23 protein-coding genes and 5 tRNA genes are annotated in these 25,099 nt (G+C 71.4%); 18 read left to right on the top strand and 10 right to left on the bottom strand.

The window, feature by feature from the left end:
• Window positions 1-32: 32 nt before the first annotated feature.
• Window positions 33-1,673 carry a multicopper oxidase family protein gene (locus ACIRR9_RS20320; RefSeq protein WP_403753500.1) on the bottom strand — a complete coding sequence of 547 codons (1,641 nt, stop codon included), beginning with the start codon at window positions 1,671-1,673 and terminating at the stop codon, window positions 33-35.
• A 191-nt stretch (window positions 1,674-1,864) separates the two neighbouring features.
• Complete coding sequence (locus tag ACIRR9_RS20315) at window positions 1,865-2,536, bottom strand: lysophospholipid acyltransferase family protein (protein WP_365345519.1); 672 nt, start codon at window positions 2,534-2,536, stop codon at window positions 1,865-1,867.
• Between the two features lie 321 nt (window positions 2,537-2,857).
• On the opposite strand from ACIRR9_RS20315, the gene ACIRR9_RS20310 reads away from it, so the two are divergent.
• The 3 genes from ACIRR9_RS20310 to ACIRR9_RS20300 all read left to right on the top strand — a co-directional run bounded on the left by ACIRR9_RS20310 (window position 2,858) and on the right by ACIRR9_RS20300 (window position 5,165).
• Entirely contained in the window at window positions 2,858-4,042 is a 1,185-nt protein-coding gene (locus ACIRR9_RS20310; RefSeq protein WP_365345521.1) for a glycerophosphodiester phosphodiesterase, read from the top strand.
• Between the two features lie 74 nt (window positions 4,043-4,116).
• Window positions 4,117-4,623 carry a sigma-70 family RNA polymerase sigma factor gene (locus ACIRR9_RS20305; RefSeq protein WP_403753497.1) on the top strand — a complete coding sequence of 169 codons (507 nt, stop codon included), beginning with the start codon at window positions 4,117-4,119 and terminating at the stop codon, window positions 4,621-4,623.
• A 44-nt stretch (window positions 4,624-4,667) separates the two neighbouring features.
• Window positions 4,668-5,165, top strand: coding sequence for a GNAT family N-acetyltransferase (locus ACIRR9_RS20300; RefSeq protein ID WP_365345525.1), 498 nt, complete (start codon window positions 4,668-4,670; stop codon window positions 5,163-5,165).
• A gap of 116 nt (window positions 5,166-5,281) precedes the next feature.
• Here the strand turns inward: ACIRR9_RS20300 and ACIRR9_RS20295 are convergent, their stop codons facing one another.
• Both ACIRR9_RS20295 and ACIRR9_RS20290 read right to left on the bottom strand, forming a co-directional pair.
• The gene (locus ACIRR9_RS20295; protein WP_403753494.1) at window positions 5,282-5,701 is read right to left on the bottom strand and encodes a hypothetical protein; all 420 of its coding nucleotides are present in this window, start codon (window positions 5,699-5,701) and stop codon (window positions 5,282-5,284) included.
• A 1-nt stretch (window position 5,702) separates the two neighbouring features.
• Window positions 5,703-6,062, bottom strand: a complete 360-nt coding sequence (locus tag ACIRR9_RS20290; RefSeq protein ID WP_365345528.1) for a hypothetical protein — start codon at window positions 6,060-6,062, stop codon at window positions 5,703-5,705.
• 69 nt (window positions 6,063-6,131) lie between these two features.
• Here ACIRR9_RS20290 and ACIRR9_RS20285 point away from each other — a divergent pair, with 69 nt between their 5' ends.
• The 9 genes from ACIRR9_RS20285 (at window position 6,132) to ACIRR9_RS20245 (ending at window position 18,555) form a co-directional block, all read left to right on the top strand.
• Entirely contained in the window at window positions 6,132-6,788 is a 657-nt protein-coding gene (locus tag ACIRR9_RS20285; protein WP_403753491.1) for an HAD family hydrolase, read from the top strand.
• A 374-nt stretch (window positions 6,789-7,162) separates the two neighbouring features.
• Complete coding sequence (locus ACIRR9_RS20280; RefSeq protein ID WP_384574133.1) at window positions 7,163-8,197, top strand: methionine ABC transporter ATP-binding protein; 1,035 nt, start codon at window positions 7,163-7,165, stop codon at window positions 8,195-8,197.
• A gap of 20 nt (window positions 8,198-8,217) precedes the next feature.
• Entirely contained in the window at window positions 8,218-8,931 is a 714-nt protein-coding gene (locus ACIRR9_RS20275; RefSeq protein WP_403753717.1) for a methionine ABC transporter permease, read from the top strand.
• Window positions 8,932-9,008: 77 nt separating this feature from the next.
• On the top strand, window positions 9,009-9,845 hold the full coding sequence (locus ACIRR9_RS20270) for a MetQ/NlpA family ABC transporter substrate-binding protein (protein ID WP_403753488.1): 837 nt from the start codon (window positions 9,009-9,011) through the stop codon (window positions 9,843-9,845).
• Between the two features lie 168 nt (window positions 9,846-10,013).
• Window positions 10,014-10,652, top strand: coding sequence for a GNAT family N-acetyltransferase (locus ACIRR9_RS20265; protein ID WP_403753486.1), 639 nt, complete (start codon window positions 10,014-10,016; stop codon window positions 10,650-10,652).
• A 106-nt stretch (window positions 10,653-10,758) separates the two neighbouring features.
• Window positions 10,759-11,991 (top strand): precorrin-6y C5,15-methyltransferase (decarboxylating) subunit CbiE, encoded by a 1,233-nt coding sequence (cbiE, locus tag ACIRR9_RS20260; protein ID WP_403753484.1) that lies wholly within the window; start codon window positions 10,759-10,761, stop codon window positions 11,989-11,991.
• Window positions 11,992-12,386: 395 nt separating this feature from the next.
• On the top strand, window positions 12,387-16,163 hold the full coding sequence (gene cobT, locus ACIRR9_RS20255; RefSeq protein WP_403753480.1) for a nicotinate-nucleotide--dimethylbenzimidazole phosphoribosyltransferase: 3,777 nt from the start codon (window positions 12,387-12,389) through the stop codon (window positions 16,161-16,163).
• 248 nt (window positions 16,164-16,411) lie between these two features.
• The gene (cobA, locus tag ACIRR9_RS20250; protein WP_403753477.1) at window positions 16,412-17,644 is read left to right on the top strand and encodes a uroporphyrinogen-III C-methyltransferase; all 1,233 of its coding nucleotides are present in this window, start codon (window positions 16,412-16,414) and stop codon (window positions 17,642-17,644) included.
• A gap of 92 nt (window positions 17,645-17,736) precedes the next feature.
• Window positions 17,737-18,555 (top strand): RNA methyltransferase, encoded by an 819-nt coding sequence (locus tag ACIRR9_RS20245; RefSeq protein WP_365345547.1) that lies wholly within the window; start codon window positions 17,737-17,739, stop codon window positions 18,553-18,555.
• Between the two features lie 37 nt (window positions 18,556-18,592).
• Here ACIRR9_RS20245 and ACIRR9_RS20240 read toward each other — a convergent pair whose 3' ends face one another.
• A complete protein-coding gene (locus ACIRR9_RS20240; protein WP_403753714.1) occupies window positions 18,593-19,909 on the bottom strand; it encodes a serine/threonine-protein kinase in 1,317 nt (438 codons plus the stop codon).
• Between the two features lie 196 nt (window positions 19,910-20,105).
• On the opposite strand from ACIRR9_RS20240, the gene ACIRR9_RS20235 reads away from it, so the two are divergent.
• From ACIRR9_RS20235 to ACIRR9_RS20220, 4 genes are all read left to right on the top strand, one after another.
• Window positions 20,106-20,381: a hypothetical protein gene (locus ACIRR9_RS20235; protein WP_123978468.1), complete on the top strand. Its 276-nt coding sequence runs from the start codon at window positions 20,106-20,108 to the stop codon at window positions 20,379-20,381.
• Window positions 20,382-20,591: 210 nt separating this feature from the next.
• Window positions 20,592-20,768 (top strand): hypothetical protein, encoded by a 177-nt coding sequence (locus ACIRR9_RS20230; RefSeq protein WP_123978469.1) that lies wholly within the window; start codon window positions 20,592-20,594, stop codon window positions 20,766-20,768.
• A gap of 358 nt (window positions 20,769-21,126) precedes the next feature.
• A complete protein-coding gene (locus ACIRR9_RS20225) occupies window positions 21,127-22,050 on the top strand; it encodes a phosphotransferase family protein (protein WP_403753472.1) in 924 nt (307 codons plus the stop codon).
• Window positions 22,051-22,192: 142 nt separating this feature from the next.
• Complete coding sequence (locus ACIRR9_RS20220; RefSeq protein ID WP_365345554.1) at window positions 22,193-22,504, top strand: zf-TFIIB domain-containing protein; 312 nt, start codon at window positions 22,193-22,195, stop codon at window positions 22,502-22,504.
• 81 nt (window positions 22,505-22,585) lie between these two features.
• Here the strand turns inward: ACIRR9_RS20220 and ACIRR9_RS20215 are convergent.
• The 5 genes from ACIRR9_RS20215 to ACIRR9_RS20195 form a co-directional block, all read right to left on the bottom strand.
• A tRNA-Val gene (locus ACIRR9_RS20215) sits at window positions 22,586-22,657 on the bottom strand.
• A gap of 34 nt (window positions 22,658-22,691) precedes the next feature.
• Window positions 22,692-22,763: transfer RNA gene (locus ACIRR9_RS20210), tRNA-Val, on the bottom strand.
• 34 nt (window positions 22,764-22,797) lie between these two features.
• Window positions 22,798-22,869, bottom strand: a tRNA-Val gene (locus ACIRR9_RS20205).
• Between the two features lies 1 nt (window position 22,870).
• Window positions 22,871-22,944 (bottom strand) — tRNA-Cys (locus tag ACIRR9_RS20200).
• A gap of 38 nt (window positions 22,945-22,982) precedes the next feature.
• Window positions 22,983-23,055: transfer RNA gene (locus tag ACIRR9_RS20195), tRNA-Gly, on the bottom strand.
• Window positions 23,056-23,232: 177 nt separating this feature from the next.
• Between ACIRR9_RS20195 and ACIRR9_RS20190 the strand changes: the two genes are divergently transcribed.
• Together ACIRR9_RS20190 and ACIRR9_RS20185 are read left to right on the top strand one after the other, a co-directional pair.
• Complete coding sequence (locus ACIRR9_RS20190) at window positions 23,233-24,276, top strand: chorismate-binding protein (RefSeq protein ID WP_403753469.1); 1,044 nt, start codon at window positions 23,233-23,235, stop codon at window positions 24,274-24,276.
• The gene (locus ACIRR9_RS20185) at window positions 24,273-25,094 is read left to right on the top strand and encodes an aminotransferase class IV (RefSeq protein ID WP_403753466.1); all 822 of its coding nucleotides are present in this window, start codon (window positions 24,273-24,275) and stop codon (window positions 25,092-25,094) included. The genes ACIRR9_RS20190 and ACIRR9_RS20185 overlap by 4 nt, the downstream gene beginning before the upstream one ends.
• The last annotated feature ends 5 nt before the right edge of the window (window positions 25,095-25,099 follow it).

Raw genomic sequence — 25,099 nt, 5'->3', positions numbered from 1 at the left:
CGCGCCCGAAAGCCCACCGAACCCACCCTCACTCACTTCTGGTAACCGAGCACCGTCATCATCCCGCTCTCCGAGTGGTACTGGTTGTGACAGTGCAGCATCCACAACCCCGGATTGTCGGCGTCGAAGTCGAGGACCAGCTTGCGGTGCGGCAGCACGATCGTGGTGTCCTTGCGCGCCCCCGCCGAGCTGATCCCGGTGACCGCGAACGTGTGCCCGTGCAGATGCATCGGATGCCACATGTCCGTCGCGTTGACGAGCGTCAGCCGGACCCGCTCACCGGCGCGTACGGCATGCCGCTGCCGCACGTCGTACACCTTGTGGTCGAAGCCCCAGTCGTACCTCTGCATCGAGCCCGTGATCCTGATGAGCAGGTCGCGGTCGGGCACCCGGTCGTCCATGGCGACGGACTCGGCCGGCAACAGCCGCCGCGCCGGCACGCACTCGCGGTCCAGTTCGGAGGGGCGGACGTCCGGTGAGGGAAGGTTTCCCCCCTTGTTGGTGCGGAGGACCGCGAGCGCCTTGCCCGGCTTGCCCTCGGCGAGCGCGACGAAGGGGAAGACGCCGTCCTTGGCGGTGACGAGGACGTCGTACCGCTCGGCCATGCCGATGAGGAGCGCGTCGGTCTTCGTGTGCTGCACGGGGTAGCCGTCGGTGTGGGTGATGGTCATGGCGTGGCCGCCGAGCGCGACCCGGAAGGCCGTCTCGGAGCCCGCGTTGATGATCCGGATCCGGATCCGGTCGCCGGGGCGGCACTGGAAGACGGAGGGGTCGGTGCGCACGCGCCCGTTGGCCAGGTAGTGCGGGTAGGCGACGTTGCCGCCCTCGCCGTGGAGCATGCTGCTGTGGGAGTTGCGCAGCACCCGGTCGGGACCGTTCGCCGTCTTGGCCCCGGACTTGGACTTGGCGTTGGACGGCGACGGGGACGCGTGCGCCGATCCGTGCGGGCTCGGACTGTCGCGGCCGGGGCCCATGCCCATCCCCATGTGGGCGCCCGGTTTGAGCTGGGCGAGCACCTGGTCGGGCGTGGAGCCGCCGATGCCGTCGACCCAGTCGTCCAGGACGACGATCCACTCCTTGTCGTAGGCGAGGGGCTCGCGCGGATCATCGACGATGAACGGCGCGTACAGGGCACGGTCGGGCTGCATGCCGACGTGCGAGTGGAACAGATATGTGCCGGGGTGGGCGGCCACGAAGCGGTAGATGAAGTCGGTCTTGGGCTCGATGGAGGGCTGCGTCAGGTCCGGAGCGCCGTCCATGTCGTTGCGCAGGCGCACCCCGTGGGCGTGCATCGTGGTCTTCTCGGGCAGCTGGTTGCTGAGGGTCAGGCTGAGGACGTCACCGGCGGTGACACGCACCAGCGGGCCCGGGAGCGACTCGTTGTACGCCCAGCTGTGGACGGAACGCCCGCCCAGGTCCAGCGTGCTCTCGGCGGCCGTCAACCTGACCATGCGGACGGGTCCCGACCCGCGCTTCCGCTCGGCCGCGAGCACCTCTGGGTCCGACGGGTTGACGAACCCCTTGGGACCCTGGGGGACGAACGCTCCGGTGCCGGCCGTGGGCTGCGGTCCGGAGCGGGGGTCGGGGCCGGAGTCGGAACATGACGGCAGGAGCCCCGCGCCTACGGCAGCGAACGGAGCGCGGAGCAGGGTACGCCGAGAAGGTTTCTGCATGTCTGAATAAGACATGCTGTGTGCTCATATGCCCGGTAAATGCGAAGGAATAACCGAAGTGTCGGGCCAGATTCCACCACCAGGCGGACGGCAGGCGGATGCCGGACGGATATCAGGCGGATGGCAGACAGAAGGGCACGGACCACCGGTCCGTGCCCTTGCGCCGAAAGAGTGCCGGGCGGCCCCCGCCGTCAGGCGGCCTTCGCCTTCGTGGCGTACATGTCCACGTACTCCTGCCCGGACAGCCGCATGACCTCGGCCATCACCGAGTCCGTCACGGCCCGCAGCACATAGCGGTCCCGGTCCATCCCCTCGTACCGCGAGAACTCCATCGCCTCGCCGAAGCGGACGGTGACCCGGCCGGGCCGCGGCAGGCCCGAGCCGCCCGGCTGCAGCTTGTCCGTGCCGATCATCGCGAACGGCACCACCGGCGCGCCGGTCATCAGCGTCAGCCGCGCGATGCCGGTACGGCCCCGGTACAGCCGGCCGTCGGGGGAGCGGGTGCCCTCCGGGTAGATCCCGAAGATCCTGCCCTCGTCCAGGACCCGCTTGCCGGTCATCAGCGCGGCGACACCGCCGCTCGCGCCGTCCCGGTCCACCGGGATCATGCCGACACCGGTGAAGAACCAGGCCATCAGCCGACCCTTGAAGCCCTTGCCGGTGACGTACTCGTCCTTGCCGATGAAGAACACCTGCCGCTTGCTGACCAGCGGCAGGATCATCGAGTCGATGAAGGTCAGGTGGTTGCCCGCGAGGATGACCGGGCCGTCCCCCGGGATGTGCTCCACGCCCTCCACCTGGGGGCGGAACATCAGGCGCATGATCGGTCCGAGCACTGCCTTGATGAGCGCGAAGCGGGACAACGGGTCCTCCGATGTCGAGGGGCGATATGAGTCTGTGCAGGTGAGGACATTACTCGCGGCTCCGTGGGAAACGCACATCGGGTACGGCCGGTTCACCGAGGTCTTACGTACTGTTGACGCTGGTTTACCTGCAGTGGCGTCCCGGAGACGGGTCGTGACGAGCTCGCAACGATGTGACGGAAGTCGCCGACGGACCGTCATCGTTCGCCGTCCATCAGCCATACGACGTCATCCGGCCGTTGGGTCGGCGGTCTCCCTTCGGTCACATCCGGACCCCTACCATCAGCCGGCATCGAAGGGCGAAGGTCAGGAGAGGCGCTCATGGACACCAACGACTCGAACGAGCGGACGCACGCGAACGGCACGACCGGACGGCGCGCGCTGCTGGGCGCCGCGGTACTCGGCGCCGGCGGCGCGGTCCTCGGACTGCCCGGCGCCGCCAGAGCGGCCGAGGCGAAGCAGGCCGGCTACGGCAACGGCGGCCTGAAGAGCCTGCCGAAGCCGGCGATCATCGGCCACCGGGGCGCCAGCGGCTACCGTCCGGAGCACACCTTCGGCTCCTACAACCTGGCCCTCGACCTCGGCGCCGACATCGTCGAGGCCGGCGACCTGGTCCCCACCAAGGACGGCCACCTGGTCTGCCGCCACGAGCCGGAGATCGGCGGCACCACGAACGTCGCCGACCACCCCGAGTTCGCCGACCGCAAGACCACCAAGACGCTGGACGGCGTCCCCACCACCGGCTGGTTCACCGAGGACTTCACGCTCGCCGAGCTGAAGACGCTGCGTGCGATCGAGCGCATCCCGGCCAACCGCCCGCACAACACGCTCTACAACGGCCGCTGGGAGATCCCCACCTTCGAGGAAGTCCTCAAGTGGCAGGACGAGCAGACCCGCAAGCGCGGCAAGCAGGTCTGGATCTACCCCGAGACCAAGCACCCCACCTACTTCCGCCGGCTGGGCCTCGGCCTGGAGGAGCGGGTCGCCAAGCTGCTGCGCAAGTACGGCAAGGACAAGCGGAACTCGCCGGTCATCCTGCAGTCCTTCGAGCCGAGCAGCATCCAGCGCCTGAACACGCTGGTCGACAACCCGCTGGTGGTCCTGCTCTCCGGCCTGACGACCCAGCCCTACGACTTCGTCGCCACCGGTGACCCGCGCACCGTCGCCGACCTGATCACGCCCAAGGGCCTCCGCGAGATAGCCGGCTACGCACAGGGCATCGGCCCGACCCTGGACCTGATCATCCCGAAGGACGCGAACGGCAACTTCACCACGCCGAGCACGCTGGTCGCGGACGCGCACAAGCTGGGCCTGATCCTGACCCCCTACACCATGCGCAACGAGAACCCCTTCCTGCCGCCGGCCTTCCGCAAGGGCACCGCCGCGGACGCCTACGGCGACGTCTTCAGCGTCTTCAAGACGTACTTCGCCACCGGCATCGACGGTGTCTTCACGGACAACGCCGACACCGCCGTCCTGGCCCGCGCCGACTTCGTCAACGGCTGAGCCCCCGCACCCCGTTCGGGGTGTCTCCCGGCCGCCCCGGCAACCTGCCCCGGGGCGGCCGCGTCGTTCCGCATATGACGCACGACCTGGTCACCGCCCTGGGCCCGCTGCTCGCCGCCGAGGCCTCGGCCGAGGCGCACGCCTCCGGAGGCGATCCCGGCGACCTGGAACAGACGGTCTGGCTCCGCCTCCTGGAGCGCCTGGAGACCCATGGCCCACCACGCGCCCCCGCGGACTGGCTGCGCCGGGCCGTCCGCGCCGAGTCCCGCCGCACCCGCCGTACGACTCGCCGTGAACGCCCGTACGACACCGACCCCGCGGACCACACCACCCCCACCCCCGAACAAGTCGCCCTGGCCACCGCCCACCGGCGCGCCCTGCGCGACACGGTCGCCCGCCTCCCCGGCCGCTGTCCGCGTCTCCTCCAGGCCCTGCTCTCCCCGAAGGATCCGACATACCGTGAGATCGCGCGGGAGTTGGGTATCTCACAGGGCAGCTTGGGACCGGAACGTTCCAGATGTCTGGGATGTCTTCGTCGATTGTTGACGCCGGAGGTTGCGGCCCGCGAAGTGCGGGGATAGGAGTGAGAACTACTGGCGATCAGGTGAGCGGGAGGCGTGCGCACATGGGCATGAGCGTGACCATCTCGGTGGCGACCGAGCAGGATGCAGAGCAGATCTTCAGGCTCCAGTACCTGTGCTTCCAGAGCGAGGCGGCGCTGTACGGCAACTACCGCATCGACCCGCTCGTGCAGAGCCTCGACTCGGTCCGCCAGGAGGTCGCCTCAGACTGCGTCTTCGTGGCCCGCCTCGGCGAGGAGGTCGTCGGCTCGGTCCGCGGCTCGGTCACCGAGGACGGCGCCGCCGCCATCGGCAAACTCTGCGTCCACCCCCGGCTCCAGGGCCACGGCATCGGCGCACGCCTGCTGCGCGCGGCCGAGGGGGCGTTGGAGGAGGAACGGGGCGCCAAGAAGTTCCGCCTCTTCACCGGCCACCGCAGCGAGGGCAACCTGAGGCTGTACCGCCGCGTCGGCTACGAGACGGTGGGCACATCGAAGGGCGCGGACGGCGTACCGATGATCGTCCTTGAAAAGCCGGCCAGTACCTACGCAACAACGGCCTGACTTTCCAGCGCCCCGAACTGAAGCGCCCCGAAAGGGGCGCTGGGGGTACCCCCGGCCGAAGGCTGGGGGAGGAACTGCGCGACCAGCCACGAACCATCCGCAGTCGCGCACGTTCCTCAGGCCGCAGCCCCTTTCACGCCCTTCCGCAACCAGTACAAGGCGGAAAGCGGCAGCAGCACAGGGATGAACACGTACCCCATACCGAAGTCCGACCACACGGTCGCATCGGGAAACGCTGACGGCTCGACCAAGGTCCAACTGCCGACCGTCAGCACCCCCACCAACTCCGCCGCGCAACACACCACGGCGACCCGACGTGCCGTCTCGCCGCCCCTCACCAACGTGTACGTGATGAACCCGTACACCACCCCCGCGACCGCGGACAGCGAGTACGCGAGCGGCGCCCGGTCGAACTCCGTCGCGATCTGGTAAGCGGATCGCGACACCGCCCCGACGACCATCACGCCGTAGAACCAGACGAGCAGCGTCCCGGGCCCGCTGGTCAGCCGCTTCGGCTTCTCTTCCACGGCCGTCATCTCAGCCTCCCCAGATGTCATAGAGCCGCACCTCCAGCACGGCCAGCACCACACCGCCCGCGGCGACCGTCACCGATCCCCACCGCGTCCGCTCGGCGAGCGACATGAACCCCGCGGCCGGGACACACGCGAACGCCCCCAGCAGATAGGCGACGAAGATCGTCGTCCCCTGATCCGGCTTCTCGCCCCGCGCCAGCAGCACGATCCCGGCCACCAGCTGGATCAGCGCCAGCACCGACACCACGGCCATCCCGATGAAGTGCCAGTCCTTCGTCGGCTGGTCCCGGTACGCGGCCCACCCGCACCACGCGGCGAGCAACAGCGCGGCGACTCCCGTCACCAGCAGCAGGGCATTGAGCATGCGGTGACCTTATTACGGCCGAAACGGCCCGATGCCGCCGCCCCTGCCGTACGCCTTAGGGTCTGGACCATGACGTTCCAGACGATCCACGCACAAGCCCTCCTCTTCGACAACGACGGCACCCTGGTCTCCTCCCTCGACTCCGTGGACCGCTGCTGGGCCCGCTGGGCGGCGGAACACGGAGTCACCGAGGAGTTCGCCCGAGTCGAACTGCACGGACGGCCCGCCGCGGACATCGTCGCCGACCTGCTCCCGCCGGCCCTCGTGGCGGAAGCCGTCGCCCGGGTCGAACAACTGGAGGTGGAGGACGTCCCCAACGACGGCGTCCGCCTGCTCCCCGGCACCGCCGCGTTCCTCGACTCCCTGCCCGCCGACCGCTGGGCCGTCGTCACCTCCGCCACCCGGCGCCTGGCCGAGGCCCGCCTGGACGCGGTCGGGATCCGGCCCAAGACGCTGGTCTGCGCCGACGACATCACCCGCGGCAAGCCCGACCCCGAGCCCTACCTCCTCGCCGCCCGGCAGCTGGGCGTCGACCCGGCGCACTGCGTGGTCTTCGAGGACGCCCCCGCCGGACTCCAGGCGGGCCGCGCGGCCGGCATGACCACCGTGGCGTTGGCCACAACCCACCAGGCGCACGAGCTGGACGCGGACCTCGTGGTGAAGGACCTCTCGGCCTTGTCCGCGCTGGTCACCGACCGCGGCGTCGAGATATCGCCCCGCGGCTGAAAGGTGTCCGCCGCTGTCCAGGATGCGGACAGCGGCGGCTTGTCAGGACCGTAGGTCTGGTTTACTGATCGCATGACCACGACGAGCGACCGCACCCCTGCGACCGAGGCGACCATGACGCCCGGTGCTCGTTGTATGTGTCGAATGTGCGCCTTCTAGAGGGCCCCCGCACCACCCCAGAGCTCGCGCCCCGAAGCGAGACAGGTGGCATGTCCGTACGACGCCACGACGCGTGTATGTGACATCTGCCTCCCCCGCGCACATGTTCTCCCCGGTTCAGCGCCTCCGCGAGAACCGTGCCGCGTCCCTGAACGAACGCATCCGTGCGCCCGGGCACACCCACGCCCGCGCACTCGACAGTGACGGAAACCCACGTGATCACCACCACGGGCCTCACCAAGGTCTACCGCTCGCGCGGCCGCGAGGTCACCGCGCTCGACGGCGTCGATCTGCACGTCCGGGAAGGCGAGGTGTACGGCGTCATCGGCCAGTCCGGCGCCGGCAAGTCCTCGCTCATCCGCTGCGTCAACCTGCTGGAGCGCCCCACCGCCGGCACCGTCACGGTCGACGGACGGGACCTCACCGCCCTCGCCGGGCGCGGTCCCCGGGCCGGCAAGGAGCTGCGGCAGGCACGCAGCCGGATCGGCATGGTCTTCCAGCACTTCAACCTGCTGTCCACCCGGACCGTCCAGGACAACGTCGAGCTGCCGCTCGAGATCCTCGGCACCTCGGGCAAGGAGCGTTCCCGCAAGGCGCTCGAACTGCTCGACCTCGTCGGGCTCGCCGACAAGGCAAAGGCCTACCCGGCCCAGCTCTCCGGCGGCCAGAAGCAGCGCGTCGGCATCGCCCGCGCCCTCGCCGGCGACCCCAAGGTGCTGCTCTCCGACGAGGCCACCAGCGCCCTCGACCCGGAGACCACCCGCTCCATCCTCCAGCTGCTGCGCGACCTGAACCGGCAGCTGGGCCTCACCGTCCTGCTCATCACGCACGAGATGGACGTCGTGAAGACGATCTGCGACTCGGCCGCCCTCATGGAGAAGGGGCGCATCGTCGAGTCCGGAACCGTCAGCGAGCTGCTCGCGACCCCGGGCTCCGAGCTGGCCGCCGCGCTCTTCCCGGTCGGCGGCGAGGCCTCCGGTGACGACCGCACGGTCCTCGACGTCACCTTCCACGGCGAGGCCGCCACCCAGCCGGTCATCTCCCAGCTCTCCCGCACCTACAACATCGACATATCGATCCTCGGTGCCGCCATCGACACCGTCGGTGGCCTCCAGATCGGCCGGATGCGCATCGAACTGCCCGGCCGCTACGAGGACAACGTGGTGCCCATCGGCTTCCTGCGCGAACAGGGCCTGCAGATCGACGTGCTGGGCCAGGAGCCCGCGCTGGCGAAGGAAGGTGCCAAGTGAGCTGGACTGATTGGTCTGCGATGCAGCCGCTGCTGTCCCAGGCGTGTTGGGACACGCTCTACATGGTCGGCTGGTCCACGGTGATCGCGGTCGTCGGCGGACTCCCGCTCGGCATCCTCCTCGTCCTCACCGACCGGGGCGGACTGCTCCAGAACGTGCTGGCCAACAAGGTCATCGGGCAGATCGTGAACGTCGCCCGCTCGATGCCGTTCATCATCCTGATGGTCGCGCTGATGAACTTCACCCGCTGGATCACCGGGACGACCATCGGCCGCGAGGCCGCCATCGTGCCCCTCGCCATCGGCGCCATCCCGTTCTTCGCGCGCCTGGTCGAGACGGCCGTCCGCGAAGTGGACGGCGGGCTGGTCGAGGCCGTCCAGTCGATGGGCGGCAACACCTGGACCGTCGTACGCAAGGTCCTCGTACCCGAGTCGCTGCCCTCGCTCATCTCCTCCACCACGACCACGATCGTCGCGCTCATCGGCTACTCCGCGATGGCCGGCACGGTCGGCGCCGGCGGCCTCGGCGACATCGCCATCCGCTACGGCTATCAGCGCTTCGAGACCGAGCTGATGTGGATCACCGTCGCGATCCTCGCCGTCGTCATCTCGGTCATCCAGTTCGCAGGCGACTACGCGGCCCGCTCCCTGCACCGCCGCGGCGGCCGCTCCGGACCGGCACCCAGGCTGCGTCTGCTCAAGGCCTCGACGGCCACCACCGGCGAGACCGCCTGAGCCTCCCCGGCGCCCCCACAGGTTTCCCCGCACCACCCTTCGCGGGGTCGCTCCACCCTTAAGGAAAGGCACTTTTCGTGCGTAACACCGCCAAGCTCACCACCGCCGTCCTCGCCGCCGGAGCCCTCACCTTCGGGCTCACCGCCTGCGGCTCCGGCAAGGACTCCGCCTCCGGCTCCTCCGACTACAGCGGACCGCTGGTCGTCGCCGCGAGTCCGACCCCGCACGCCGAGATCCTCGACTTCGTGAAGAAGAACCTCGCGAAGAAGGCCGGACTCGACCTGGAGGTCAAGGAGTTCACCGACTACATCACGCCCAACACGGCGACCGAGGACGGCTCGGTGGACGCCAACTACTTCCAGAACAAGCCGTACCTCGACGACTTCAACAAGAAGCGCGGCACCCACATCGTGCCCGTCGTCACGGTGCACCTGGAGCCGCTCGGCCTCTACTCCCACAAGGTCAAGAGCGCCGACGCGCTGAAGAGCGGTGCGACCATCGCCGTCCCGAACGACGCCGTGAACGAGGCGCGCGCCCTCAAGCTGCTCGCCGCCAACGGACTCATCACCCTCAAGGACGGCGCCGGCAGCGAGGCGACCCCGCAGGACATCGCCAAGAACCCGAAGAACCTCCGGTTCAAGGAGGTCGAGGCGGCCCAGACCGCGCGCTCCCTGGACGATGTGGACGCCGCGGTGATCAACGGCAACTACGCCATCTCGGCCGGCATCAAGCCCGCCAAGGACGCCCTCGTCCTGGAGTCCGCGAAGAACAGCCCCTACGGCAACTTCCTCGCGGTGGAGAAGGGCAACGAGAAGGACCCGCGGGTGAAGAAGCTCGCGAAGCTCCTCACCTCGCCCGAGGTGAAGAAGTTCATCGAGGACAAGTACCAGGGCTCGGTCATCCCGTCCTTCTGACGGCACGCAGGGCGGCACGTATACGGCGTATCGCCACGCACGGGGTCCACTCGCTCACCGCGGGTGGGCCCCGTCGTGCGGTTGAGTGGTTTCATGCTGCATGCTGGGCAGTTCGCGGGTCCTCGAGGTCTGGGCCCGGAAGGATTTCCGAAGGTTACGGAGCGGCGCATGACTAGCACCTTCCCCAACATCTCCATCAGCACGGAGCGGTTGGTGCTGCGTCCCCTCGACGAGGACGACGTGCCCGCGCTGGCGGAGATGATGAACGACGAGCAGGTCGGGGCCTGGACGTCCGTGCCGCAGCCGTACACCGAGAGCGACGCCCGCGCCTGGATCACCGGGATCGCCCCCGCCGAGCGCGCCGAGGGCCGCGGCATCGTGCTCGCCGTCACCGAGTTCCTCACCCAGCGTCTCGTCGGCATGGTGCATCTGCAGAACACCGACTGGCGCGTCCGGGCCAGCGAGATCGCGTACGTCATCGCCCCCTGGGCCCGAGGCGAGGGCTACGCCACCGAGGCGGCCCTCGCCATCGCCCAGTGGCTGTTCCACGACCAGAAGTTCGAGCGGATGGAACTGCGCACCGCCGCCGACAACACCGCCTCCCAGCAGGTGGCCCAGAAGATCGGCTGTATCAGCGAGGGCGTGCTCCGCAACGCCTGGATAGCCCGCGCCCGGACGGAGAACGGCGGGTGGGCCGACGTGCGCACCGACGTCATCGTCTGGAGCCTGCTGCCGGAGGACCTCGCCGGGGTCAGCGAACAACTGGCCGACACCGGTGGTTTCACGTCCTTCAACGACTGGAACTGACATCTCGGGGCCTGCCGGGGGAACGACCGCCGCCACGACGACGGAACCTTCCACCAGGTAACCTCACGGAGCCCGACCTGCGTAAACCCTCTGGAGACCGACGACTATGGCCGACCGCGTCACAGTGATCGGCTGGGACGGCTCGCCGCTGACAGCCGCGGCACGCTCCGCCCTGGGCGCCGCCACACTGGTGGCCGGCGCGGCCCACCACCTGGCACTGCCCGAGGTGCCACCGCGGGCCGAACGCATCCGCCTCGGCAGCGTCTCCCTCGCCGCCCGCCGGATCACCGGCCACCGCGGCACCGCCGTGGTGCTCGCCGACGGCGACCCCGGCTTCTTCGGTGTCGTACGGGCCCTGCGCGCGCCCGAGTTCGGCCTGGAGGTCGAGGTCGTCCCCGCCGTCTCCTCCGTCGCCGCCGCCTTCGCCCGCGCCGGAATGCCCTGGGACGACGCACAGGTGGTCGTCGCACACCGGCGCACCCTGCGACGCGCGGTGAATGTATGCCGGGCCCACACCAAGGTCGCCGTCCTCACCTCACCCGGCGCCGGACCCGCCGAACTCGGACTGCTCATGGAGGGCGTCCACCGCACCTTCGTCATCTGCGAGGAACTCGGCACCGAACGCGAGCAGGTCTCCGTCGTCACCTCCGACAAGGCCCCCGACCACACCTGGCGCGACCCCAACGTCGTCATCGTCATCGGCGGACCCGCCGGACCGGTGGTGGCCGGCGAGGGCGGCGGCTGGATCGCCGGCCGGGACCCCGCGGCCGGACCGCGCGGCTGGGTGCAGCCCGACGCGGAGTACGGCGAGGGAGTCGCGCTCGGCGAAGGGGAGCGGGACCTGCTCCGGTCCGCCCAACTCGCCCGCCTCGGGCCCCGGGTGGGGGACCTCGTCTGGGACATCGGCTGCGGCAGCGGCGCGTTCGCCACCGAGGCCGCGCGCGCCGGGGCCGCCGTCATCGCCGTCGACCGGGACCTCGCGGCCTGCGTGCGCACCGAGTCGGCCGCCCGCAGGTTCGGGGTCCAGGTCCAGATCGTGCACGGCAGCGCGCCCCATGTACTGGAGAACCTGCCCGAGCCGGATGTCGTCCGGGTCGGCGGCGGGGGAGCGGCCGTCGTCACCGCGGTGGCCGACCGCCGGCCACAGCGCATCGTCACGCACGCCGCCACCCGGGACGCCGCCGAACTCGTCGGCCGCGACCTGACCGAGCACGGCTACCTGGTCGAGTGCGCCCTGCTCCAGTCCGTCGAACTCGACACCAGGGCCTGGACGGAGACCGAGCGGAACGTCGTCTTCCTGCTCAGCGGGACACTGCCGCAGCGCGAAACGCCTCGTTGAGGGGTGGTGGCCGGGCGGCGGGCGGGCCTGTCCGAGTGTGCCCCGTGATCCGGTTGTCATACTTCGCGCGGTAGGCTGGCCGATCGCTGCACTGCACCGGTGGCCCGGAAATTCGTTCGTCAATGTCCGGAAAACGCGCCCCTTTTGGGGTGGGTGTGGTACGGCAGAAACCGGGGACACGCGCAACGTGGCGCAGTCCACAGCGGGCTGTCGCGGATCACGCTGTCGCGACGGTCGAACGGCCGGGACAATGCCACTGAATGGCTTTGTCGCCTTTTCCGGCGGGTCGTTCGTGCCGCTGGGCACGCACGCTCGTTCTTCACTGTGGGGCGGTCGGTGCGCCGCCCCGGGTGAGCTGGTCGTAGAAGGCACTAACCGATGGGCGAGGGGTACGCATGACGGACACCGGCCAGGTCCCGGGCGAGGGACTGCCGGAGAGCGCAGGCATGGTGGAACAGCCGGGCGTTCCCGCGCACGGCGCGTACACCTACCTCTCCGAGTCGCCTGCCGAGGACGAAGAACTGCTGCTGCCCGGCGCCCAGGGCGCCTGGGGCAACGAAGTGCCGCCACCGGCCCCGGAACCGGTCGTCGAGACCGTCCACGAGCCCGGCCCGCACGAGACGGCGGGCCGTGACAGCGGGTCGGTCGACCTCACCGGAGTCCGGCTGCCCAGCTCGGTGCCCGCCTCCCCGATCCTCTCGGTGCCGCACGACCCGGCGGCCGCCCCGGCCCCGCGCCGCCCGCTGCACCTCGGCCCGCCGATCCCCGATGCCTCCACCAGCCCGGTCCGCTCCCTTGCCGACCGCGGCCCGGCGGGCGCGCCGGTACGGCAGCCGGGCCAGCCGGCGACCGGCCCCGAGTACCTCGACGCCCAGCCGCTGCGCGAGGCCGTACCGCAGCCCGCCGCGCCCTGGGGTGCGCCCCAGGGCGCCCCGCAGGCTGTCCCCCAGATCGTCCCTCAGGCCGTGCCGGTGGCACAGGTGAGCGCACAGGCCCCGGCTGCCGAAACGGTTGCTCCAGTACTGGAGGCGGTCGCTTCCGCCGTGCCCGTTGCCGCCGGTGCTCCCGCCGCTCCCGCTCCGGAGCCTGCGATGATCCAGCAGGTCCGGACTGCCGAGCCGTCCGGCGCCGCCCAGGCGGCCGTCGCCCGGCTCGCCACGGAGGCAGGTGCTCCGGGCGCAGTGGGTGTCGCAGGTGTCGCGGGTGTCGCGGTCGAGCAGCAGGTGCCGGTGGCCGGGGCGCAGCCCGAGCACGTTCATGGCCCGGTCGGTGCGGCCCAGCCCGCCGCCGGGGACGCTCCGGTGCCCGTGACCGAGCCGTCGGCGCCGCAGGTCGTCGAGGCCGCGGTGGCTGCGGAGGCTGCGCCGGTCGCGGAGGTTCCGCAGGCCCCGCAGGCTCCGGAGGCTCTGGAGGCCGTGCAGGTGACCGGCGCCGGGGTGGCTCCCGGCGAGGTGGTCGTACCGGCGGAGGATGCGCCGGTGGTGGTCGAGGCCGCGGCCCGGGCTGTGCCGGACGTCGAGGCCGGTCAGGTTGCGGAAGCAGTGGTTCCGGAGGTCGTCGAGGCTGTGGTGGCCGAGCCGGAGCAGCCGGTCACACCGGACCTGCAGCCGATCGCGCCGGAGCCGCAGTCCGTGCCGCCGGTCGCGCCGGAGCCACAGGTCGGGGAGCCGGTCGTAGCCGAACAGGTCGTGGAGGCCGTGGTGCCCGAACCCGTTCCGGCACCGGAAGCCGAGTCCGAGTCCGAGTCCGTCGTGCCGGAGGAGTCCGTTCCGGCACCCGAGGCCGTTGTGACCGAGCCCCGTCAGCCGGTGGTCGTGGCGCCGCCCGTGCCGGTACCGGCAGCGGAGGCGGCGGTCACCGAAGAGCCCGCACTCTTCCCCGAGGCCCCGCAGTCGCCGGAGCCGCTCGCCGCCACGGCCCCGGAGGCCGAGCAGTCCGTGCCGCTCGCCCCGGACCCGGTAGCCCCCGAGGCACCGGCCGAGTTCCCCGCGGCGGCTGCCGTACCGCAGGCCGAGCCCGCCCCCGAGGCTCCCGAAGCGCCGTCCGTCCCGCCGGTCGTGGTGCCCCCCGCCGGCCCGCAGACCCAGGGCACCACGTCCGTTTCCGAGCCCCCGGCGGCCCCGGAGCCCCTCGCCGCCGCCGTGCCCCCGGAGCCGACGCCGGACCAGCCGCTGGGTGAGTTCGTCGCCGTCGACGGCCAGGTGCCGACCACCCCGCACCTCGCCCCGACCCCGCCGCACCCGCTGGTCCTCCCCGCGCAGGACCAGGGCGAGCCGGCGCCGGAGCAGGCCGCGACGGTTCCCGCGCCGCGCGAGGCCGAGCCCGGGTCGGTGGCGGAGCCCCACCCCGATGTCGTACAGCAGGCGGAGGACCTGGAGACCAGGGCCGCCGAGCAGGAAGAGAGCACGGCCCCCGTGGCAGAAGTACGTCAGTCCACCGGCCCGGCCGCGCCCGCCTACGACGACGCCGAGCGCGAGGCCGTCCTCAAGGTCATGCGTGAACGCCGTGACATCCGCAACGGCTTCCGCAGCGACCCCATCCCGCACGAGGTGCTGCTGCGCGTCCTGGAGGCCGCCCACACCGCGCCCTCCGTCGGCCACTCCCAGCCCTGGGACTTCGTCGTCATCCGCTCGGCCGACACCCGCCGTTCGATGCACGAACTGGCCATGCGCCAGCGCGACGCCTACGCCAAGTCCCTCCCCAAGGGCCGCGCGAAGCAGTTCAAGGAACTGAAGATCGAGGCCATCCTCGACACCCCGGTCAACATCGTCGTCACCGCCGACCCGACCCGCGGCGGCCGCCACACCCTCGGCCGGCACACCCAGCCGCAGATGGCGCCCTACTCCGCCGCCCTCGCCGTCGAGAACCTCTGGCTCGCCGCCCGCGCCGAGGGCCTCGGCGTCGGCTGGGTCAGCTTCTTCGACGAGCGCGAGATGGTCCGCGCGCTGGGGCTGCCCGAGCACCTCGAAGTCATCGCCTACCTGTGCGTGGGCTACGTCGACGAGTTCCCGGACGAGCCCGAGCTGATGCAGGCCGGCTGGTCCAAGCGCCGTCCGCTGTCGTGGGTCGTCCACGAGGAGACGTACGGCCGCCGCGCGCTGCCCGGCGAGGACCCGCACGACCTGCTCGCCGAGACCGTCGCCGGGATCCGCCCGCTGGACGCCAAGGCGCTCGGCGAGGCCTGGGAGCGGCAGAAGCGGATGACCAAGCCGGCCGGCGCGCTCGGCATGCTGGAGATCATCTCCGCCCAGCTGTCCGGTCTGTCCCGGCAGTGCCCGCCGCCGATCCCGGAGCCCGCGGCCGTGGCGATCTTCGCCGGTGACCACGGGGTGCACGCCCAGGGCGTCACCCCCTGGCCGCAGGAGGTCACCGCCCAGATGGTGGCCAACTTCCTCGGCGGGGGAGCGGTCTGCAACGCGTTCGCCGGCCAGGTGGGCGCCGAGGTGTGCGTGGTGGACGTCGGTGTCGCCTCCGAACTGCCCGCCACGCCGGGGCTGCTGCCCCGCAAGGTCCGCGCGGGCACGTCCGACATGACGACCGGTCCGGCGATGACCCGGGAAGAGGCCAAGCAGGCCATCGAGGTCGGCATCGAGACCGCGCGCGACCTGGTGGCGGCCGGCAACAAGGCGCTGCTGACGGGCGAGATGGGCATCGCGAACACGACCGCGTCCGCCGCCCTGATCTCGGTCTTCACCGGCGCCGACCCTTCCGAGGTCACCGGCCGGGGCACCGGCATCAACGACGAGACCCTCGCCCGCAAGACCGAGGTCGTCCGGCGCGCACTGGAACTCCACCAGCCGGACCCGGCCGACCCGATCGGCGTCCTCGCCGCGGTCGGCGGCTTCGAACACGCGGCGATCGTCGGCCTGTTGCTGGGCGGCGCGTCCCTGCGCACCCCGGTGATCCTGGACGGCGTGAGCGCCGGCGCCGCCGCCCTGGTGGCCCGCGCGATCGCCCCCGAGGTCCTGGCCGCCTGCATCGCCGGCCACCGCAGCGCGGAACCCGGCCACGTGGCAGCGCTGAACAAGCTGGGCCTGCGCCCGCTGGTCGACCTGGACCTGCGCCTGGGCGAGGGCACGGGCGCGCTGCTGGCACTGCCGCTGGTGCAGAGCACGGCGCGGGCGATGCACGAGGTGGCGACGTTCGACTCGGCGGGCGTGACGGAGAAGTAGCGGGAGTCGCGGAGAAGTAGCGGGAGTCGCGGAGAGGTAGGGGACTACGGCTCCGGGTTCCTATGGCAGCCGGCCGGTGGTTGTGGGCAATCGTTCCGCAGGGCGGAACGGGTGGGCACAACCACCCACAGCCCTGCACCCGGCCCGCAACGCCCAGCCATCGGACACCTGACCCGCCGAAACCCCGTCCCCCTTAAAATGCCCACGTCAGGGCTATCGCGCCGCCGCCTCAAGAGGAGCCGCACCTCATGGCCGAACACCCCGCCTACCCCGTAGGCCTCCGTCTCACCGGCCGCAAGGTGGTCGTCCTCGGCGGTGGCCAGGTGGCCCAGCGCCGCCTCCCGGCTCTCATCGCAGCGGGCGCCGACATCACCCTCGTATCGCCGGAAGCCACCCCCTCCGTCGAGGCGATGGCGGATGCCGGTGAGATCACCTGGGAACGCAGGCCCTACGCCGAAGGCGATCTCGCCGACGCCTGGTACGCCCTCATCGCCACCGGCGACCTCGCCGCCAACACCGCCGCATCCGCGGAAGCGGACCGGCACCGTGTCTGGTGCGTGCGCTCCGACGACGCCGACCAGGCCACCGCCTGGACCCCGGCGACCGGCCACAGCGAAGGCGTCACGGTGGCCGTCCTCACCACCGACGCACGGGGCCGCGACCCCCGCCACACCGCCGCCATCCGGGACGCGGTCGTCGAGGGTCTGCGCGACGGCACCCTCGTCGCCCCGCACCACCGCACCCGCACCCCCGGCGTCGCCCTGGTCGGCGGCGGCCCCGGCGATCCCGACCTGATCACGGTGCGCGGCCGCCGCCTTCTCGCCGAGGCCGACGTCGTCATCGCCGACCGCCTCGGCCCCCGCGACCTCCTCGCCGAACTCCCGCCGCACGTCGAGGTGATCGACGCGGCGAAGATCCCGTACGGCCGCTACATGGCCCAGGAAGCCATCAACAACGCCCTGATCGAGCACGCGAAGCAGGGCAAGTCGGTCGTACGGCTGAAGGGCGGCGACCCCTATGTCTTCGGCCGGGGCATGGAGGAGCTCCAGGCGCTCGCCGAGGCCGGGATCCCGTGCACGGTCGTCCCCGGCATCTCCAGCTCGATCTCCGTACCGTCCGCCGCCGGTATCCCGGTCACACACCGGGGCGTCGCGCACGAGTTCACGGTGGTCAGCGGCCATGTCGCGCCGGACGACGAGCGCTCGCTGGCCGACTGGCCGTCCCTCGCGAAGCTCACCGGGACCCTCGTCGTCCTCATGGGCGTCGACAAGATCGGGAAGATCGCCGAGACGCTCGTCGCCCACGGCAAGTCCCCGGACACCCCCGTCGCCCTCGTCCAGGAAGGCACGACGGCCGCGCAGCGCCGGGTCGACGCGACCCTCGCCACCGTGGCGGAGGTGGTCCGCGTCGAGGAAGTGAAGCCCCCGGCGGTCATCGTGATCGGCGAGGTGGTGAACGTCGGCCCGCGCCCGGCGGCCTGAAAGGGCACCCGCGCGGGCACTGACGTAACCCCGGGTAACACAACCCGTCCCAGACCATTGGCACCCCACCCAGGACAAGGCAGTATCACCCTGTGGCCGATCTCATCACCGTCGAGGATCCCGACGACCCGCGCCTCCGTGACTACACAGGCCTGACCGACGTCGAGTTGCGCCGCAAGCGCGAACCGGCCGAGGGTCTGTTCATCGCCGAGGGCGAGAAGGTCATCCGCAGGGCGAAGGACGCGGGCTACGAGATGCGTTCGATGCTGCTGTCCGCCAAGTGGGTCGACGTCATGCGCGATGTGATCGACGAGCTCCCGGCCCCCGTGTACGCGGTCAGCCCGGAGCTCGCCGAGAAGGTGACCGGCTACCACGTGCACCGCGGTGCGCTCGCCTCCATGCAGCGCAAGCCGCTGCCGACGGCGACCGAACTGCTACGCACCGCCCGCCGGGTCGTCGTCATGGAGTCGGTCAACGACCACACCAACATCGGCGCGATCTTCCGCTCGGCGGCGGCCCTCGGCATGGACGCGGTGCTGCTGTCCCCCGACTGCGCCGACCCGCTCTACCGCCGTAGCGTCAAGGTCTCGATGGGCGCGGTCTTCTCTGTGCCGTACGCCCGTCTCGACACCTGGCCCAAGGGGCTGGACTCGGTCCGCGAGGCAGGGTTCACGCTGCTCGCCCTGACCCCGGACGAGAAGGCCCGCAGCCTCGACGAGGCCGCCCCGCACCGGATGGACAGGGTCGCGCTGATGCTCGGCGCGGAGGGCGACGGCCTCTCCACCCAGGCGCTGGTCGCCGCCGACGAATGGGTACGCATCCCGATGTCCCACGGCGTCGACTCGCTGAACGTCGGCGCGGCGGCCGCGGTCGCCTTCTACGCGGTGACCGCCGGCCGCCCCGAGGCGTAACGCCCCTGAGGAGCAGGACCCCTGTGGCGTAGTACCCCTACTCCCTGAGAGCCACGGCCTTGGCCGGTACGGCACCACCCGGCACGAGACCCATCCCGTGCGCCGGGCCGGAGCAGCCCTGGGCCAGTGCGATCCCCACCGCCACCAGCAGGGTCACCACGACGAACACGAACAGCCGCTGGCGCAGCAGCCGGGGATTGGCCGGCCGCCGCCCGGTGCCGGTGGGGCGCGGCGCGGGCCGGCCGGTGCCACTGCGCGGCGCGGGCCGGCTGCCGGTACCGGGCCGGGAGCCGTTGCCGCGCGGAGCGGGCGTGGGGCGCGCGCCGTTCGGCCGCGACGGAACGCCGCCGCCCGGACGCGGGCCGCTGCCGCCGCGCGAGGGCGCGTTGCCGCGCACCGGCGCACCCGACGAGGACTGCGGCCGACGCTGGGTGCGCTGCGGCTCCGGGTAGGTCTCGGTGAGCCGCCCGGTGGGCCGGTCCGCCTCCGCGGCACGGGGCGCGGGGGGCCGTACGTCGGCCAGCCCGTGTGCCTCACGCGCGGCGATCTCCTTCAGCCGGAGCGAGAGCTGGAGCGTGCTCGGCCGTTCCTCGGGATCCTTCGCAAGACAGGCCCGTACCAGGGGCGCGAGCGCGTCCGGTACGCCGTGCAGGTGCGGCTCCTCGTGGACCACGCGGTAGAGCATCACCTCGGAACTGCCGTGTCCGAAGGGCGAGTCACCGGTCGACGCGTACGCGAGGGTCGCACCGAGCGAGAACACGTCCGTGGCCGGGGTGACGGCGGCGCCGCGCACCTGCTCGGGCGCGAGGAACCCGGGCGAGCCCACCGCCGTACCGACGTGGGTGAGCGTGGAGGCCCCGGTGGCCCAGGCGATGCCGAAGTCGATGATCCGCGGGCCCTTCGGGGACAGCAGGATGTTGGACGGCTTCAGATCCCGGTGCACGACCCCGGCCTCGTGCACCGCGACCAGTCCCTCGGACAGCGCGGCCCCGACCGCCGCGGCCTCGGCCGCGTGCAGCGGGCCCTCGTCGGCGACCTTGTCGTGCAGCGAGGGCCCGGGTACGTACTGGGTGGCGAACCACGGCCGCTCGGCCTCCAGGTCCGCCGCGACCAGCCGTGCCGTGCAACCGCCCCTGATCCGGCGGGCCGCCGAGACCTCGCGGGCGAAGCGTGACCGGAACTCCTGGTCCTCCGCCAGATCGGGCCGGATCACCTTCAGCGCGACCCGCTGCCCCTTCTTGTCGGAGCCGAGATAGACGACGCCCATTCCGCCGGCGCCGAGCCTTCTGTGAAGCCTGAACGAGCCGACGACGCGCGGGTCCTCGCGCCTCAGGCGCATCATCGCCATGTTCATCCCCGCTGCCCGGTCCGTTTGACGTGGCACAGCTTACGTTTACCGGGCCGCCCGTGCGCAGAGGCCGCGCCCTCTCGGCCCGATGGATTGTCAGTGCCGGGTGCGAGACTTGAGAGGTGGTCAGAAAGGCGCCGTAATCGGCTCCTTTGAGTACCTGTCTGCTTCAACAAGCCGTAGCAGAAGGGGGATTGAAGCTGTGAAGGGTGACCGCGTGGAGATAGTCGTCGACGCCGGCGACACCACCCGTACCTATGAGGTGGTGGCGAGCAGAGCGGGTCGCCGGGTGGAGACGGCGGTACGGCGAGGGGTGGTGGAAGTGAGCGAAGTCACGCGAAACGGGTCGGTTGTGCGCACCGCCCGCTTCATGGCGACCAGGGTCCTGGCCCTCGTCGAGCAGCCGGTACCCCGTGAGGACAGCTCGGAAAAACCGGGAAGGACCGGGCACCCCCTCCGGGAAGACCCCGAGTCGTAGGACGAGACCTAGGGCGCCGTCTCCACCCAGGGGAGTAGTCCGCAGGTCATGGCTCATCCTCTCGGAGGCCCGCGATTCGGTACGAGGGCATGACGTCCGCGAGGCGCCGCGCGCCTAGATTTGAAGTCAAGCGGCGGGTGCAGCACTCGTCCCCCGAGGTCAGACATCCGCCGCTGCCAACGACAACCGAGAACGGTCAGGAGAGGGACCATGGCCCTTACGGCACAGCGGACACACACCACCCGCCCCCGCCGGCAGGGTCGCCGCCACCCCCTGGTGGCGACGCTCATGGCCCTTCCCCTGGCGGTCCTGCTCCTCGTCGTCTTCGACGGCTGGGAGACAGTGGCCACACAGGCGTCGTCCGTGGGAGTGATGCTGGGGCGCTGAGCGGCGACCCCAGGCCCGGAAGAGCGGTCCGGGCGGGGACATCCACCCATGAAACCCCGTGGGGACGGGGGTGCGGCGGACGGCAAAAATGCCGGCGCAGCTGGGGAGCTGCGCCGGCATTGCTTTTTTTGGACCCGATCGCGGCGGGGCGGCGAAGACGCGCCCCGTAAGGGGCGCGGGGAACTGCGCGACAAGCCCCCACCGGCCCGCACCCGAACACCCGCGTCGCCCCGCATCCGAACACCCGCGTCGCCCTGTACCCGAACACCCGCGTCGCCCCGCAATCGCGCCTGCCCACATCGGCGCAGACGTGCGGCCCCGTACGCTCACCGCAGGAAACCGCACACCCGGGGGACCCTTGACGACCGCAGACGTACTGGCACACCTGACCGCCGAGGCCGTTGCCGTCGCCCACCCCGAAGCGGCGCCCTGTCACTGCGGTGCCACCACGACCCTGGCCCACCGCCCCGACACCACGGTCGTCCGGCATGCGGCAACCGTTGCCAAGGCCCACGCCCCCGGCACCGACCCCAGGGCCCTCGCCCTCCGCCTGGCCACCGCCGCCCGCCTTCCCGACGTCTTTGTCCCGCCCCTCACCGTGACCCCGGGCGCCCTCGTCGACGCCCGCCCGGTCACCCTCTGGCCCTACGGCACCCCCGTGGACCCCGACGACCAGGGCGCGGCTCCCTGGGAAGCCGCCGCCACCCTCCTCGCCCGTCTCCACCGCACCCCGCCCACTCCTGGCACACCTGCCATGCGCGGCCCCGCCAAGGCCGCCCACGCGATGGCCCGCCTCCACGAGGCGCTGGCCACCGCGGCCCCGCACCCCGCCGCCCCGCCCGTCCTCCGTGCCTGGTCGGCCCTGCCCGCCTGGGCCCGCGCCGAGGCGCCCATGCCCGGCACCCTCACCCTGTGCCACGGCGACCTCCACCTCGGCCAGCTGGTCCGGCACCCGGCCCCGGACGGGCCATGGCTGCTCATCGACGTCGACGATCTGGGCTTCGGCGTCCCCGCCTGGGACCTCGCCCGCCCCGCCTCCTGGTACGCCTGCGGCCTCCTGTCACCCGCCGAGTGGACCCGCTTCCTCACCGCCTACCGCGCGGCGGGCGGCCCGGCCGTACCGCAGGACGGCGACCCCTGGGCCGCCCTGGACGTCCCGGCCCGGGCCCTCACGGTCCAGACGGCCGCGCGGTACCTCGCGAAGGCCCTCGCGGCGGACCGCCCCCTGGACGAGGTCGAGCAGTCCTTGATCGACGCTTGTGCCCGGATGATCCAGGAATGACCTCGCGGCGCTTTCGAAGGGTCCTGGTTTGCGCCCAGTTGCGGCCCGCATTCCCGAAGTAGGGTGCAACCGACCGGGGTCGGACGGAGTCTGTCCTGGGGAAACGTGAAGCAGTACCGACCGGCGAGGAGTTGAGCCGACCATGCATTGTCCGAAGTGCCATGCGCCGATGCACACCTACAACCGCAGTGGCGTCCAGATCGAGCAGTGCAGCGGCTGCCGGGGCATCTTCCTCGACTACGGCGAGCTGGAGGCGCTGACCCAGCTGGAGGCCCAGTGGGCGAAGCCCGTCCCGCCGGCCCCGCAGGCGTACCCGGCCCAGCAGGCGTACCCGGCCCCGCCCGCGCCGGCCTGGGGTGCCCCGCACCACGGCGGCGGTCACCATGGCGGCCACGGAGGACACCACGGCGGCCACCACAACAAGAGCTGGGCCCACATGCTCTTCTCCAGCTGAGCCCTGGTGCGCCCGGCGCAGGCCGGCCGGGCGCACGAAGAAGCCCCGGCCGTTCGAGACGGCCGGGGCTTCTTCGGTGTGTGGACGATACTGGGATTGAACCAGTGACCTCTTCCGTGTCAGGGAAGCGCTCTCCCGCTGAGCTAATCGTCCTCGGGGCCGCGGTCCGAAGATCACGGGCAATGCGTGCGCGATACTGGGATTGAACCAGTGACCTCTTCCGTGTCAGGGAAGCGCTCTCCCGCTGAGCTAATCGCGCAGGTCAGATCTTCGATCATCAGACCAAGATCCAGTGGACGATACTGGGATTGAACCAGTGACCTCTTCCGTGTCAGGGAAGCGCTCTCCCGCTGAGCTAATCGTCCTTGGAGGTGGAGACGGGATTTGAACCCGTGTAGACGGCTTTGCAGGCCGTTGCCTCGCCTCTCGGCCACTCCACCAGGAGTGTAGGGGATCGGGGATACCCCTGTTTCCTTCGAGCGGACGACGAGGCTCGAACTCGCGACCTCAACCTTGGCAAGGTTGCGCTCTACCAACTGAGCTACGTCCGCCTGTCGTTTCGGTCCGCTCTCGCGTCCCGGCGACGTGTTGAACTCTAGCGGATTCCCCGGCCAGCACAAAAACGCGTTTGTGCAGCGTGCTGCGCCGGACCCGACGGACGACGTGGTCAGGGCCCCCTCGACGACATGCCCGGGTCACCCCCAGGACACCCGCATAGACTCGACGACGTGCTCCGTCTCCCTCCTCTGGCCCGGTTCGGCGACCGTGTCGCCACCGGTCTCCTCGATGTCACCAGCGATCCCGCGGCCCTCGACTCCACCGGTTTCTGGGCCGTCTGCGCCGACTTCGAGGGGCGGCTGACCTGCGCCCGCTTCGGCGACGTACGGGAGGAGCCGGTGCCCGCGCCGGTGCCGGGGGAGTGGCACGGCCCGGCGGCCGGTGACTGGACCTCGTCCCTGGACCGTACCGCCTACACGGCGGCCGTGCGGCGGATCCGCACCCACATCGCGGCCGGCGAGGTCTACCAGGCCAACCTCTGCCGTGTCCTGTCCGCACCGGTCGCCCCGGACGCCGACGTGGACGCCCTGACCGCACTGCTGGCCCGCGGCAACCCGGCCCCGTATGCCGGAACGATTCGGCTGCCGGAGCACGGCGTGGAGATAGCCACCGCCTCGCCCGAGCTGTTCCTGCGCCGGGCGGGGCGCACCGTCGAGAGCGGACCCATCAAGGGCACCGGCCGTACCGAGGCGGACCTCCTGGAGAAGGACTACGCCGAGAACGTGATGATCGTGGACCTGGTCCGCAACGACATCGGGCGCGTCTGCGCCACCGGCACGGTGACCGTGCCCGACCTGTGCGCCGTGGAGAAGCACCCGGGACTCGTCCACCTCGTCTCCACCGTGCGAGGCGAGCTGCGCGCCGACGCCGGCTGGCCCGCGCTGCTCGCCGCCGCCTTCCCGCCCGGCTCGGTCACCGGCGCACCCAAGTCGAGCGCCCTGCGGATCATCGAGGCCCTGGAGACCGCGCCGCGCGGTCCGTACTGCGGCGGCATCGGCTGGGTCGACGCGGACCGGGGTACCGGCGAGCTGGCCGTGGGGATCCGTACCTTCTGGATCGACCGTGGTGAAGGGGCGCTGCGGTTCGGTACCGGGGCCGGGATCACCTGGGGTTCCGACCCGGAGGGCGAATGGCGGGAGACCGAGCTGAAGGCGGCCCGGCTGCTCGCGGTAGCGTCGGGCACGTACGACATGAACGAAGGGGGTCCCAGGTGAGGATCTGGCTGGACGGCGAGCTGCAGGACATCGAGTCCGCGCGTGTCTCCGTCTTCGACCACGGGCTGACCGTGGGGGACGGCATCTTCGAGACGGTGAAGGCGACCGACGGCACGCCCTTCGCGCTCACCCGCCATCTCGACCGGCTGACCCGTTCGGCCCGGGGCCTCGGCCTGCCCGACCCCGACCACGACGAGGTGCGCCGGGCCTGCGCGGCGGTCCTCGCGGCCAACCCGATGCCACTGGGCCGGCTGCGCATCACCTACACCGGCGGCCACGGCCCCCTCGGCTCCGACCGGGGCGAGCACGGCCCCACCCTGGTCGTCGCCCTCGGCGAGACCGTCCGCCGCGCCGACTCCACCGCCGTGATCACGGTCCCCTGGACCCGTAACGAGCGGGGTGCCCTGACCGGTCTGAAGACGACGTCGTACGCCGAGAACGTCGTCGCCCTGGCCCGCGCGCACCAACACGGCGCCTCCGAGGCGCTGTTCGCCAACACCGTCGGGCAGCTCTGCGAGGGCACCGGCTCCAACGTCTTCGTCGTCCTCGACGGCGAGATCCACACCCCGCCGGTCGCCTCGGGCTGTCTGCCCGGGATCACCCGTGCCCTGGCCGTCGAGTGGACCGGCGCCAAGGAGACCGACCTGCCCCTGGACGTACTGGAGCGGGCCGACGAGGTCTTCCTCACCTCCACCCTGCGCGACGTCCAGGCCGTGCACCGTGTCGACGACCGCGAACTCCCCGGCGCCCCGGGCCCGGTGACCGCCAAGGCGATGCGGATCTTCGACGAGCGGTCCGGCGAGGACCTGGACCCGTAAAAGCC

It is taken from the genome of Streptomyces sp. NPDC101234 (assembly GCF_044767525.1).
GTDB lineage: Bacteria > Actinomycetota > Actinomycetes > Streptomycetales > Streptomycetaceae > Streptomyces > Streptomyces sasae.
The sequence above is the reverse complement of the archived record's forward strand: the minus strand, read 5'-3'. Positions and strand labels throughout refer to the sequence as shown.